The organism is Pseudonocardia xishanensis, from assembly GCF_039541715.1.
Lineage (GTDB): Bacteria > Actinomycetota > Actinomycetes > Mycobacteriales > Pseudonocardiaceae > Pseudonocardia > Pseudonocardia xishanensis.
The window spans coordinates 246,180-258,615 of sequence record NZ_BAABGT010000075.1 but is presented as its reverse complement, the minus strand read 5'-3'; the positions used below and the strand labels follow the sequence as shown (position 1 = coordinate 258,615).

12 protein-coding genes are annotated in these 12,436 nt (G+C 74.4%); 8 read left to right on the top strand and 4 right to left on the bottom strand.

What is annotated here, in order from left to right; all coding sequences use genetic code 11:
- Window positions 1-40: 40 nt before the first annotated feature.
- The 6 genes from ABD993_RS24825 (at window position 41) to ABD993_RS24800 (ending at window position 6,167) form a co-directional block, all read left to right on the top strand.
- Window positions 41-1,738, top strand: a complete 1,698-nt coding sequence (locus ABD993_RS24825; protein WP_345423130.1) for an NAD(P)/FAD-dependent oxidoreductase — start codon at window positions 41-43, stop codon at window positions 1,736-1,738.
- Window positions 1,738-3,159 (top strand): ATP-binding protein, encoded by a 1,422-nt coding sequence (locus tag ABD993_RS24820; protein ID WP_345423128.1) that lies wholly within the window; start codon window positions 1,738-1,740, stop codon window positions 3,157-3,159. Before ABD993_RS24825 ends, ABD993_RS24820 begins: the two co-directional genes overlap by 1 nt.
- Entirely contained in the window at window positions 3,156-3,488 is a 333-nt protein-coding gene (locus ABD993_RS24815) for a UBP-type zinc finger domain-containing protein (protein ID WP_345423126.1), read from the top strand. The genes ABD993_RS24820 and ABD993_RS24815 overlap by 4 nt, the downstream gene beginning before the upstream one ends.
- A 15-nt stretch (window positions 3,489-3,503) precedes the next feature.
- A complete protein-coding gene (locus tag ABD993_RS24810; RefSeq protein ID WP_345423335.1) occupies window positions 3,504-3,995 on the top strand; it encodes an NUDIX hydrolase in 492 nt (163 codons plus the stop codon).
- Window positions 3,996-4,184: 189 nt separating this feature from the next.
- Window positions 4,185-5,813: an MFS transporter gene (locus ABD993_RS24805; protein WP_345423123.1), complete on the top strand. Its 1,629-nt coding sequence runs from the start codon at window positions 4,185-4,187 to the stop codon at window positions 5,811-5,813.
- 96 nt (window positions 5,814-5,909) lie between these two features.
- Complete coding sequence (locus tag ABD993_RS24800) at window positions 5,910-6,167, top strand: DUF7218 family protein (protein WP_345423120.1); 258 nt, start codon at window positions 5,910-5,912, stop codon at window positions 6,165-6,167.
- Window positions 6,168-6,249: 82 nt separating this feature from the next.
- On the opposite strand, the gene ABD993_RS24795 is transcribed toward ABD993_RS24800, so the two are convergent.
- Window positions 6,250-8,523: a molybdopterin-dependent oxidoreductase gene (locus tag ABD993_RS24795; RefSeq protein WP_345423117.1), complete on the bottom strand. Its 2,274-nt coding sequence runs from the start codon at window positions 8,521-8,523 to the stop codon at window positions 6,250-6,252.
- Between the two features lie 81 nt (window positions 8,524-8,604).
- On the opposite strand from ABD993_RS24795, the gene ABD993_RS24790 reads away from it, so the two are divergent.
- A complete protein-coding gene (locus tag ABD993_RS24790) occupies window positions 8,605-9,375 on the top strand; it encodes a 5-formyltetrahydrofolate cyclo-ligase (RefSeq protein WP_345423114.1) in 771 nt (256 codons plus the stop codon).
- Window positions 9,372-9,875 (top strand): O-acetyl-ADP-ribose deacetylase, encoded by a 504-nt coding sequence (locus tag ABD993_RS24785; protein ID WP_345423111.1) that lies wholly within the window; start codon window positions 9,372-9,374, stop codon window positions 9,873-9,875. The genes ABD993_RS24790 and ABD993_RS24785 overlap by 4 nt, the downstream gene beginning before the upstream one ends.
- 63 nt (window positions 9,876-9,938) lie before the next feature.
- Here the strand turns inward: ABD993_RS24785 and ABD993_RS24780 are convergent, their stop codons facing one another.
- The 3 genes from ABD993_RS24780 to ABD993_RS24770 are packed head-to-tail and all read right to left on the bottom strand — an operon-like array spanning window position 9,939 to window position 12,407.
- Entirely contained in the window at window positions 9,939-10,970 is a 1,032-nt protein-coding gene (locus tag ABD993_RS24780) for a phosphotransferase family protein (RefSeq protein ID WP_345423332.1), read from the bottom strand.
- A gap of 4 nt (window positions 10,971-10,974) precedes the next feature.
- Complete coding sequence (locus tag ABD993_RS24775) at window positions 10,975-11,664, bottom strand: TetR/AcrR family transcriptional regulator (RefSeq protein WP_345423108.1); 690 nt, start codon at window positions 11,662-11,664, stop codon at window positions 10,975-10,977.
- A complete protein-coding gene (locus ABD993_RS24770; RefSeq protein ID WP_345423105.1) occupies window positions 11,661-12,407 on the bottom strand; it encodes an SDR family NAD(P)-dependent oxidoreductase in 747 nt (248 codons plus the stop codon). Before ABD993_RS24770 ends, ABD993_RS24775 begins: the two co-directional genes overlap by 4 nt.
- Between the last annotated feature and the right edge of the window lie 29 nt (window positions 12,408-12,436).

The window sequence follows — 12,436 nt, the reverse complement described above, 5'->3', positions numbered from 1 at the left end:
TGCGTGCCTCCCCACCCCGACACACGGCAAGATGGTTCCCATGACGGACGCCCCCGCGTCATCCCCCAGCTCGCTCGTCCCCGCCAAGCCCGCGCTCGTCACCGTCGACGACGACCCCAGCGTGTCCCGCGCCGTGGCCCGCGACCTCCGCCGCCGCTACGGCGAGCGGTTCCGCATCGTGCGCGCCGAGTCCGGCCAGCAGGCCCTGGAGGCGCTGCGCGAGATGGCCCTGCGCGGCAACGACGTCGCCGTGCTGCTCGCCGACTACCGCATGCCCGGCATGAACGGGCTGGAGTTCCTCGAGCAGGCACTCGACCTCTACCCGGCCGCGCGCCGCGTGCTGCTCACCGCCTACGCGGACACGGACGCCGCGATCACCGCGATCAACGTCGTCGACCTCGACCACTACCTGCTCAAGCCGTGGGACCCGCCGGAGGAGAAGCTCTACCCGGTCGTCGACGCGATGATCGAGTCGTGGGAGCGCGCGGACCGGCGCGAGGTCTGCGAGACCCGCGTCGTCGGGCACCGCTGGTCGGCGCGGTCGCACGAGGTCCGGGACTTCCTGGCCCGCAACCAGGTCCCCTACCGCTGGTACGCGGCGGACGGCGCCGAGGGCGCCCGGCTGCTCGCGGCGGCGGGCGTGGACGACTCGCAGCTGCCCGTGGTGATCTCCCCGGCCGGGGAGTGCCTGGTCGCGCCGAACGAGATCGACCTGGCGGACCGGGTCGGCCTGGCCACCGTGCCCGCCACGGACTTCTACGACCTCATCGTGATCGGCGGCGGGCCCGCCGGCCTCGGCGCCGGGGTCTACGGCGCGTCCGAGGGCCTGCGCACGGTGCTGGTCGAGCGCACCGCGACCGGCGGGCAGGCCGGGCAGAGCTCGCGGATCGAGAACTACCTCGGCTTCCCCGACGGCGTGTCCGGCGCCCAGCTGACCGACCGCGCCCGCCGCCAGGCCGTGCGGCTCGGGGCGGAGGTGCTCACCGCGCGGGAGGTCGTCGGGCTGGAGGCCAACGGTGCCGCGCGGACCGTCCGGTTCGCCGACGGGAGCGCCATCCACGCCCACGCCGTCGTGCTGGCCACGGGCGTGACCTACCGGGAGCTGGACGCGCCCGGGCTGGCCGAGCTGGCGGGCCGCGGAGTGTTCTACGGCTCGGCGCTGACCGAGGCCGCGGGGTGTGCGGGCAGCGATGTCTACATCGTCGGGGGGGCCAACTCCGCAGGTCAGGCGGCCGTGTACTTCTCGCGGCACGCGCGCAGCGTCACGATGCTGGTGCGCGGGCCGAGCCTGCAGGCCTCGATGTCGCAGTACCTCATCGAGCAGATCGAGGACATCCCGGAGATCACCGTGCGCACCTGCGCGGAGGTCGTCGAGGCCACCGGCGGCGAGCACCTGGAGAAGCTCACGCTCCGGGACCGGAACACCGGTGAGACCGAGACCGTGGACGCCGGCTACCTCTTCGTGTTCATCGGCGCCAGCCCCCGCACGGACTGGCTCGGCGAGCGCATCCAGCGCGACCCGGCCGGGTTCGTGCTGGCCGGGCCGGACCTGATGTCCGACGGGCGGCGGCCCGCGGGATGGAACACCGACCGCGATCCGTTGCACCTGGAGACCAGCCTGCCGGGGGTGTTCGTCGCGGGGGATGCCCGCGCCGAGTCCGTCAAGCGGGTGGCCTCGGCCGTGGGCGACGGGGCGATGGCCGTGTCGCTCGTCCACCGGTACCTGGAGAGCCCCTGATGAGTGTCTGCGATCCCGAGGAACTCAAGACGCTGTTCCTCTTCGAGAAGCTGGACGACGCCCAGCTGGCCTCGCTGTGCGAGCAGGGCCGCATGGAGGAGTTCGCGCCGGGCCCGGTCTACACCGAGGGCGCCCCCGCGACCTGCTTCTACGTGCTCGTCCAGGGCACGGTCGTGCTCACCCGCCGGTCGGGCGAGGAGGACGTCGAGGTGGAGCGGACGTCGCAGCCGGGGGTCTACGCCGGGGCCTGGCACGCCTATCTCGGCGACCGCGTCCCGCAGACCTACAACAACTCGATGCGGGTCACCGCGCCGTCGCGGTTCTACGTGCTGGACGGGGAGAAGCTCTCCGTCCTCATGCGGGACTGGTTCCCGATGGCGCTGCACCTGCTCGAGGGGCTGTTCTTCGGGATCCAGAACACCCAGCAGGCGGTCAGCCAGCGGGAACGGCTGCTCGCGCTCGGCTCGCTGTCCGCGGGCCTGACCCACGAGCTGAACAACCCCGCGGCCGCGGCCGTGCGGGCCACCAGCACGCTGCGCGAACGGGTCGCCGGGATGCGGCACAAGCTGGGCATGATCGCGGCGGGCCCGTTCGAGCGCGTCGACCTCGAGACCCTGGTCAAGCTCCAGGAGGACGCGGCCGACCGGGTCGGCAAGGCGCCCGAGCTGGGCCCGCTGGAGACCGGGGACGCCGAGGACGAGATCGGCGAGTGGATCTCCGACCAGGGCATCGAGGGCGGCTGGGACATCGCGCCGAACTTCGTGGCCGCGGGGATCGACGTCGAGTGGCTCACCCAGGTGAAGGCGAGCGTGCCGCCGGACGTGCTCGAGGGTGCGGTGCGCTGGCTGAACTACACCGTCGAGACCGAGCTGCTGATGAACGAGATCGCGGACTCGACCACCCGGGTGTCCACGCTGGTCGGGGCGGCGAAGCAGTACTCGCAGATGGACCGGGCGCCGTACCAGACCGTGGACATCCACGAGCTGCTCAAGTCCACGATCATCATGCTGCACGGCAAGTTCGGAGACGGCGTCACGCTCGTCAAGGACTTCGACCGCACCCTGCCGAAGGTCGCGGTCTACGCCGCCGAGCTGAACCAGGTCTGGACGAACCTGATCGACAACGCCGTCCAGGCCATGGCCGGGCACGGCACGCTCACCGTACGCACCGGGCGGGAGGGCGACCGGCTGCTCGTCGAGATCGGCGACACCGGTCCCGGCATCCCGGAGGAGATCCGGTCGCGGATCTTCGAGCCGTTCTTCACCACGAAGGCCGTCGGCGAGGGGACCGGGCTCGGCCTGGACATCTCGTGGCGGATCGTCGTGAACCGCCATCACGGCGACCTGCGGGTGCTGTCGGAGCCAGGGAACACCCGCTTCCAGGTCCTGCTGCCGTTCGACGCCCTCGCGGAGGAATCGTGATCGACCCCGCCGTCCCCCCGTCCGGATCCGGCTGCGTCGAGTGCGACGCGTCGGCGGGCTGGTGGGTACACCTGCGCCGCTGCGCCACGTGCGGGCACGTGGGCTGCTGCGACTCCTCGCCGTCGCAGCACGCCACCGCGCACTTCCGGGAGACCGGGCACGCGGTCGTGCAGAGCTTCGAGCCGGGCGAGGACTGGTTCTGGGACTACCGCCGCGAGATCGGGCTCGAGGGGCCCGTCCTCGCCGCGCCGTCGTCGCACCCGGCCGACCAGCCGACCCCCGGGCCCGCGGGCCGGGTCCCGGCGGACTGGCGCGCGCACGTCCACTGAGACACTGACCCCGTGCTGACGAGTGCCGGGATCCTGCTCCACCGCGACCGTGACGGGACCGTCGAGGTGCTCCTCGGCCATATGGGCGGCCCGTTCTGGGCCCGCAAGGACGAGGCGGCCTGGTCGATCCCGAAGGGCGTGCTGGACGACGGCGAGGAGCCCGTCGCGGCCGCCCGCCGCGAGTTCACCGAGGAGCTGGGGTTCCCGCCGCCGGCGGGTGAGCTGCACGAGCTGGGGTCGGTCGTGCAGTCGGGTCGGCGCAAGACCGTCCTGGGGTACGCGTTGGCGGGCGACGTGCCCGCGGAGCTCGTCGCCGCCGTCGCCGGGCGGCCGGACGCGGGCGACTGGGTCGAGATCGAGTGGCCCCGCAACAGCGGCCGCGTGCTGCGGTTCCCGGAGATCGACCGGGCCGCGTGGTTCGACCTGGAGACCGCGCGGATCAAGCTGGTCAAGGGGCAGCGGCCCTTCCTGGACCGGCTGGAGGCGCTCGTTCTGAATCGATCGTGAGGCGTCTCACCAGGGACTGGTTGGCGATCAAGGCGGTCGGTCCGCCATGCTGGAGCCTCGGCGCACGCGGTCGTGCGTCTCCACCATCCGACCGCCCCGTCGCGCCCAGCGAGCGCGACCGTTCGACGGACCACCTCCCGGCAACCCGAACGCCGGCGCAGTGACCGGTCCGCCCGAGGAACCTCCCCGATGCCCGTCTTCCCCGCCGGGGCGCGTCCGCACGCGTCCGGCCGGTCCCGTCCGTCCCTCCCTCCGACCTTCACGCGGCTCCGCGTCGCCGTCACCGCCGTGTTCGCCTTCGCGGGCGCGGTGTTCGGCAGCTGGGCCGCCCGCATCCCCGACGTCACCGCCCAGGTCGGGGCCACCCACGCCACGCTGGGCGTCGCGCTGCTCTGCGTGTCGCTCGGCGCGCTCGCGTCCATGCAGCTCACCGGGGCGCTCGCCGCCCGCTTCGGCTCCGGCCGGGTGCTGATCGGTGGGGTGGTGGGGCTCTGCCTCGTCGTCCCGCTGCCCGGCCTGGCGACGTCGATCCCCGAGCTGTCGGCCGCCCTGCTGCTGTTCGGCGCGTTCACCGGCCTGGTGAACGTGGCGGTGAACAGCGCGGGCGTGGCCGTCGAGGCCCGCCGCCCCGACCGCCCCCTGCTGCCGTTCCTGCATGCCGCCTTCAGCCTCGGCGGGCTCGCGGGCGCGGCCGCGGGCGGGATCGCCTCCGCGCTCGGCCCGGTGCTGCCGCACCTGGTCGGGGTGGGGGTCGTCGGGCTCGCGGTGGCGCTCTGGACCCGCCCGGTCCTGACCACCCTGGGCCGTGAGCCCGCCGAGTCACGGCCCGCACCGGACGAGCAGCCCGCCGCGCCCCTGCGCGACCGCGGGCTGATCGTCCTGCTCGGCCTGATCGCCGGGTGTACCGCGTTCGGCGAGGGGGCGATCACCGACTGGGGCGCCCTGCACCTGCAGGAGACCCTCGGCGCGGCGCCCGCACTGGCCGCCGCGGGGTACTCCTGCTTCTCGCTCGCGATGGCGTGCGGCAGGCTCGTCGGCGGTGTGCTGCTGCGCCGGTGGGGCCGGACCCGGCTGCTCGGCGGCGGTGCGCTGCTCGCCGCCGCGGGCATGACGCCGGCGCTGCTCACATCGTCCGCCGAGCTCGCGCTGGCCGGGTTCGTGCTCGTCGGGCTGGGGCTGGCGAACCTGTTCCCGCTCGCGATCGCGCAGGCCGGGACCCGGTCCGGGGCCCGCGGGGTCGCGCTGGCCTCGACCGTCGGCTACACCGGGCTGCTGGGCGGCCCGCCCGCGATCGGCTTCCTCGCCGACCACGCGGGCCTGCCGACGGCGTTGGCGGCCGTCCCGGTGCTCGCGCTGGTCGCCGCGGTCCTGTCCCTGGTCGTGGCGCCGACCCGGCCGCGGATCACCCTGCCCGCCCTGATCCCGCTGCCCGGCCGCGCCGCCGGGTCGACCCTCGCCCGCATCCCGCTGCCCAGCCGGATCCCGCTGCCCGTCCTGGCTCCGGCGCTGCGTCGGATCGTGACGGTCCCGGCCGACCTGCAGCAGCGCCCGGGACGCTTCGGAGACACCACCCGCCGCGTCGTCCTCAAGCCGCTGCGCCCCGTGGTGCGGACGGGCCGACCGCTCATGGTCGACGCCCGCGTGCAACCGCTGCGGATCATCCGCACCCCGGGTTCGCGGGTCGCGGTCCCCGTCCGGCCGTCGATGCTGCGCGGCGCGACGCTGGTGGAGCGGTCGACCGGCGAGTGGGTGCGAGCCCCGCACAGAGAGCGGCACGCCCGCGGCGCCTCCCCGATCCTCGCCCCGGTCCCCGCCTGACCGACCGGAGCCGCCCCGGCCCGGGCACGACGCGCGCGATCGACACCGCACGAGGGACGAACGCGTAGGAACGGGGAGGATGGGTACCCCGTCGCCATGCCGAACTCGAGCATCAAGAACGAGAAGATGTACGAGGACCTCCGCGCCGACGGTGCGTCCAAGGAGAAGGCTGCTCGGATCTCCAACGCGGCCGCCGCCGAAGGTGAGCAGAAGGTCGGCGCTCGCGGCGGGAGGGCGGGCTCGTACGAGGACATGACCAAGGACGAGCTCTACGAGCGCGCCCGGAAGATCGGCATCGAGGGCCGCTCGGACATGTCCAAGGACGACCTGATCCAGGCCCTGCGCGACCACTGACCCCGGCCGTGTCGCGGCCACCGGTCCCCCGACACGCCCGGACGCCCGCTCGCCGCCACGAGAGCCCCGGTGGCGAGCGGGTTCACGCGAGCCGCGGCGGCTCGTGCGCCCGCACCACCGGCGCCTCCCCCGTGAACCGCTCGACCTGCACCGTCGTGAGCTGACCCGTGCATCCCTGGGCCAGCCGTGAGCTGCCGACGTCTCGCGTCAGCGCGTTCGGGTTCCCGTGCACACAGGTCGGGTCCTCGTCCGACGCCGGCGTGTACCAGGCCCCCGTCGGCAGCTGGACCACTCCGGCCCGGATCTCGTCGGTCACCCGCGCCGCGGCCAGGCAGGCCCCGCGCGGGCTCGTGAGCCTGACGACATCGCCTTCCGTGATGCCGCGCACCGACGCGTCTCCGGGGTGGATCCGCACGACCTCGCGCCCGTCGACCTTGCCGGCCCGGCTGGTCGCGCCGAAGTCCAGCTGGCTGTGCAGCCGGGTCGACGGCTGGTTGGCCACCAACCACAGCGGGAACTCCGCCGACGGCGGCTCCGAGGGCGGCAGCCACGCCGGGTGCCCCGGGCAGTCGTCGTAGCCGAAGGACGCGATCCGCGCCGAGCCGACCTGCACCCGTCCGCTCTCGGTGTGCAGCGCGGTACCCGAGCGCAGCGCGGCGAGCACCCCGCCGTCGTCCGGTCCCTCGGGCAGGAGGTGCTCCCCCGCCGCCCAGAACTCGTCGAACGTCGGCGCCGGGAACCCCTTGTTCGCCAACGCCTTCTCGGTCCGCCCCCAGAGGTGCTCCAGCCACTCGCGCGGAGTCCGCCCCTCGGTGAACCGCTCTCCGAACCCGAGCCGGTCGGCGAGCGCCGCGAAGATCGCATGGTCGTCCCGCGCCTGCCCGTACGGCGCCGCGACCGGCTTCATCGCCACGACCAGTGAGTCCGTGCCGCCCGCACCGATGTCCTCGCGCTCCAGCGTGGTCGTGGCCGGCAGGACGACGTCCGCGTGCCGGGCCGTCGCCGTCCAGACGGACTCGTGCACGACGAACGTGTCCACCCGCGCGAGCGCCCGCCGCAGCCGGGCGAGGTCCTGGTGGTGGTGGAACGGGTTCCCGCCGCACCAGTAGACGAGCGTGACCTCCGGGTAGGTCAGGTCGGACCCGTTGTAGGAGAACGCGGTCCCCGGGTTCAGCAGCATGTCCGCCACCCGCGCGACCGGGATGTACGAGCGCACCGGGTTCGGGCGCCGGGCCAGGGTCGGCACGGGGACGGCGTTGCGCGGGCGGCCGTAGTGCGCCAGCGAGCCGAGCCCGTAGCAGAACCCGCCGCCGGGCAGCCCGATCTGGCCGAGCATCGCGGCGAGGGCGAGCCCCGCCCAGACGGGCTGCTCTCCGTGCTCGGCGCGCTGCAGCGACTGGGAGACGGTGACCAGTGTGCGGCCGCGGGCGAGCCGCCGGGCCAGGGCCCGGATCTCGTCCGCCGGGATCCCGCAGATGCGCGAGGCCCACTCCGCGTCCCGCCCGCCGGGTCCCACCCCGGGACCGGCTCCCCGCAGGTAGGCCTCGTACGACTCCCACCCGTCGCAGTGGTCCCGCAGGAACGCCCGGTCGTGCAGGTCCTCCGCCCACAGAGTGTGCGCCAGCCCGATCATCAGTGCCGCGTCCGTCCCCGGCTCCGGGGCCAACCAGCGCGGCGACACCTCGGGCGGCAGGTCCGGGCGCAGCGGGCTGACCAGCACGAACTCCGCACCCCGCCGTCGAGCGGCGAGCATCGCGCCCCGCTCGACGTGCCGTGACACCCCACCCGGCCCGATCTGGCTGTTCTTGAGCGCCATCCCGCCGAAGGCGAGCACGGTGTCGGTGTGCGCGGCGACCTGCTCCCAGGTCACGACGGACCGGGTCACCTGGTCGAACGGACCCAGGACGTGCGGGATCAGCACCTCCGCCGCACCCCCGGAGTAGGTGTTGACGGACTGCGTGTAGCCCCCGGCCATCCCGAGGAACCGGTGGATCTGGCTCTGCGCGTGGTGGAACCGTCCCGCGCTCGCCCAGCCGTACGACCCGCCGTAGACCGCGGTCGGCCCGTGATCGGCGTACACCCGCCGCAGCTCGGCCGCCAGCCGGTCCAACACCTCGTCCCAGCCGACCTCGACGAACTCCTCCCGCCCGCGCCGGTCGGACGGCCCCGGCCCTCCCTCCCACCAGCCCCGACGCACGGCGGGCCGGGCGACCCGGGCCCGGTGGCGCAGGGCCGCCGGGACGTTCTGCAGGACCGGCGACGGATCGGGGTCGCGGGGATGCGGCGCGACCCGCAGCTCCCCGTCCTCCCAGCCGGCCGAGAACGCACCCCAGTGGGCGCTGTGCGAGACCGTCATGACCCCGACCCTACGGCCCTCGGAGCGAGACGCCAGAGCTGTCGGACGATGATCGAACGGCCGAACCGTTAGGCTCGCCGGATGGCACGGACCCCGCGGCGGCACGACCGCGACGCGGGCGGCGACCGCGCCCTCCTCGACGCCAAGGCCGCGCTGCGGGACGAGGTGTGGACGGCGCTGACCGAGGCGAAGGTCGCGCGCTTCCCGGGCGCCCGGCACCGCATCTCCAACTTCATCGGCGCCGAGAAGGCCGCCGAGCTGCTCCGCGGTCTTCCGGAGTGGACGGGGGCGCGGGCGGTGAAGTCCAATCCGGACTCCGCGCAGCTCCCGGTCCGCAGGCGGGCCCTGGAGGACGGCAAGACGCTCTACATGGCCGTGCCCAAGCTGGCCGAGGAGGACCCGTTCCTCCTGCTCGACCCGGACCACCTCACCGATCCCCCGCGCATGGCCGTGTCGATCACGAACGCCACGCGCAACGCCCGCCGGGTCGCCGTCGCCGACCTCGACCCGGTCGACCTCGTCGTGACGGGCTGTGTGGCGGTCGGCGAGGACGGCGCGCGGCTGGGCAAGGGCGGCGGGTTCGCCGACCTGGAGTTCGCGCTGGCGGGGGCGGCCGGGCTGATCTCGGCGGACACCGTCGTCGTGACGACCGTGCACGAGCTGCAGGTCCGGCCCCCGGGGGTGGTCCCGACGGCGGCGCACGACGTCCCCGTCGACCTCGTCGTCACTCCGGAGCGGGTGATCGACTGCCGCGGGCGAGGTGGGACGCGGCCGGTCGCGGGCATCCTCTGGGAGTCGTTGACCGACGCGAAGATCGCGGCGATCCCGCTGCTGAGGAGGATGCGCGCATGACCACCATCGAGCTCGTCCAGGGCGACATCACCCGCCAGGAGGTGGACGCCGTCGTCAACGCGGCGAACTCCGGTCTGCTCGGCGGGGGCGGGGTGGACGGGGCCATCCACCGCGCGGGCGGCCCGGCGATCCTGCGGGAGTGCCGGGAGCTGCGCCGCACCCGCTACCCGGACGGCCTGCCGACCGGTCAGGCCGTCGCGACCACCGCGGGAGACCTGCCCGCGCGGTGGGTGATCCACACCGTCGGCCCGGTGTACGCGAAGCGCGAGGACCGCTCCCACCTGCTGGCCTCGGCCTACCGGGAGTCGCTGCGGGTGGCGGACGAGGTCGGCGCCCGCAGTGTCGCCTTCCCGGCGGTCTCGGCGGGGATCTACGGCTGGCCGCTGGACGACGCCGCGCGGATCGCCGTCACCACGGTCCGGAACGCGGACACGCGGGTCGAGACCGCCCGCTTCGTCCTCTTCAGCCCCGAGATCCTGCAGGCCTTCACCGCCGTCTGACGCGAGACACGGCGGCCGTGGCGTCGGACTCGCGGGCCCTGGTGTCGGACTCGCGGGGTGGGGTCACGGGCGGACGGACCAGCTGCCCTCGGCGATCCGCCCGGCCGTGGTGAGCAGGGCGACGGCGCTGTCGTGCAGCCGCTGCCCCACCTCCTCCGGGGCCTCGCCCGCGCTCGCCCGCGCCCACGTCCCCTCCAGCACGATGCCCAGCTTGAAGCCGGCCAGCGCGGTGTACCAGTCGATCCGGGTCGCGTCGCGCCCACCGGCACGCACGTACTCGGCCACCAGCTCCGCGCGGGTGGGCAGCCCGCCCAGCCGGGCCAGCGGGCCGCCGACCTCGAGGGCGCGCGGCTCGTCCGGCCAGGTCACCATCAGCCAGCCGAGATCGAGCAGCGGGTCGCCCACCGTGCACATCTCCCAGTCCACGATGGCCGCGACCGCGGGCCGCTCGCGCGCCAGCATCACGTTGTTGAGGTGGAAGTCGCCGTGCATCACGCCGGGCTCGGCGTCCGGCGGGCGGTGCGCCTCCAGCCACTCGGCGATCCCGGCCACCTCGGGCAGCCCGCGAGCGTCCCACTCCGGGAAGTCCCGGTAGGACTCGAGCTGCCCGAGCCACTGCGGGACCTGCCGGGCGAGGAAGCTGCCCGGCTTGCGCAGCACGTCCAGGCCCTGCGCCGCGGGATCGACCGCGCCGAGCCGGGCGAGCGCGCGGGCCACGGCGAGGCCCTGCCCGTGCCGCAGGCCGGCGTCCGCGCGCTGGGCGGCGGTGACCTCCTCGCCGGGGTTGACGCCGTCGACCAGCTCCATCAGGTAGAACACGACGCCGAGCACGGACGTGTCGGTGCAGCCCGCGATCAGCCGCGGGTGCGGGACGTCCGTGCCCGCCAGTCCGGTCAGGACGGTGATCTCCCTGGTCAGGGTGCGGTCGGAGGTGGGGCGGGGATGCTCCGGCGGGCGGCGCAGGACGACCGGGCGACCGTCGAGCTCGATGCGCAGCACGATGTTCTGGGTGCCGCCCGCGAGCGCGGTGACCTCCCCGATCTCCGCCCCGATCCCCCGTTCCCGGACCCAGGCGGTGAGCGCGGCGAGATCGATCCCGCTAATGGTCGGCTCCGCGGACCTGGCCGCGCTCCGCGCGCAGCCGTCGGGTCTCCGGTGAGGTTCGCGCGCCCAGCAGACCCGCGGCCGCGTCGACGAGCTGGCTGATGAACAGCCGGTGGTCGCGACGCCCCGGCGCCCGGGCCCGCTGGGCGAGCTCGACGTCCACGAACCGGATCACGTGGAACCGGCGGTGCAGGACGACGGCGTCCGGGTCGAGCAGGGGCTCGAGGAGGGCCCGCCAGCGCGGAATGCTGCCGTCCTCGTCGGAGTACCCGAAGGGCTCGGTGACGGGTTCGGGCCGGGTCAGCAGGTCGGCGACGGTGCGCAGGTACCCGGCCCCGCTGACGCCCTGGTCCAGCTTCGCGGCGGGCGGGCGGATCAGAGCACCGGCGAGGGCGTGCAGGCGGTCGTGCTCCGAGCCCGCGAGCCCGCCCGCCTCGTACTCGTCCAGCAGGGCGTGCCGGGCGGACTCGATCTCCGGCGCGTGCCGCTCGATGAGCGCGCGGATCAGCCCGTCCCGGTCGGTGAACCAGTACTGGGCGGCGATCACGTTGCGCGCGCCCGCGGCCCGCCCGATCTCGCGCAGCGACACCGACTCGCTGCCGCGTTCGGCGAACAGCGCCTCGGCGGCGTCGAGCAGCCGGGAGCGCGTGTCCGGGCGGTTCTCCTGCTGGCCCGCGGTGCTCACGCGGGGCTCCAGACCGCGCCCCCGTCGACCTTGAGGATGGAGCCGGTCGTGTAGCTCGACTCGGGGCCGGTCAGGTAGCGGACGGCGCCGACGATCTCCTCGGCCTCCCCCACCCGGCCCGCGGGCGTGGCGGCGGCCCGGTCGAACATGTCCTGGCCCCAGGCCTTGCTGATGTCCGTGCGGAACATGCCCGGCATGACGCCGTTGACCCGCACCGTGGGCCCGAACGCCCGGGCCAGGCCGAGGGTCATCGCGTTGAGCCCGGCCTTGGCCGTGGCGTACGGCAGCTCACCCGGCGCGGGTGCGACGGCCGCGACGCTGCTGACGTTGACGATCTGACCGCCCGCCCCCGCCGCCATCGCCTCGCCCGCCCGCACCGCCAACCGGAAGGGCCCCTTGAGGTTCACCCCGATCACCTTGTCGAACAGCTCCTCGCCGACCTCGCCGAGGCTCGGGTAGAGCGGGGACATGCCGGCGTTGTTGACCAGTACGTCGATCCGACCCCAGGTGTCGAGGACGCGGTCCATGAGGGCGTCACAGTCCGCCCAGTGGCCCACGTGACAGCCGATCCCGAGCGCCTCGACGCCGAACTCCGCGGCGAGCTCCTTCGCCAGCTCCTCGCAGGCCGGAGCCTTGCGGCTGGCGACGACGACGCGGAACCCCCGAGCCGCGAGGTCCCGGCAGATCTCCCGGCCCATGCCCCGGCTGCCGCCGGTCACCACGGCCACCCTGCCGTCCCCCATGCGAGCCTCCTCGATCAATGCGATTGCAT

Bases quoted from the DNA above. Each gene is read 5' to 3' on its own strand.
- ABD993_RS24790 (WP_345423114.1), top strand. From the start codon at position 8,605: ATGGCACGGACCCCGCGGCGGCACGACCGCGACGCGGGCGGCGACCGC.
- ABD993_RS24795 (WP_345423117.1), bottom strand. From the start codon at position 8,523: ATGACGGTCTCGCACAGCGCCCACTGGGGTGCGTTCTCGGCCGGCTGG.
- ABD993_RS24785 (WP_345423111.1), top strand. From the start codon at position 9,372: ATGACCACCATCGAGCTCGTCCAGGGCGACATCACCCGCCAGGAGGTG.
- ABD993_RS24825 (WP_345423130.1), top strand. From the start codon at position 41: ATGACGGACGCCCCCGCGTCATCCCCCAGCTCGCTCGTCCCCGCCAAG.
- ABD993_RS24770 (WP_345423105.1), bottom strand. From the start codon at position 12,407: ATGGGGGACGGCAGGGTGGCCGTGGTGACCGGCGGCAGCCGGGGCATG.
- ABD993_RS24800 (WP_345423120.1), top strand. From the start codon at position 5,910: ATGCCGAACTCGAGCATCAAGAACGAGAAGATGTACGAGGACCTCCGC.
- ABD993_RS24805 (WP_345423123.1), top strand. From the start codon at position 4,185: ATGCCCGTCTTCCCCGCCGGGGCGCGTCCGCACGCGTCCGGCCGGTCC.
- ABD993_RS24820 (WP_345423128.1), top strand. From the start codon at position 1,738: ATGAGTGTCTGCGATCCCGAGGAACTCAAGACGCTGTTCCTCTTCGAG.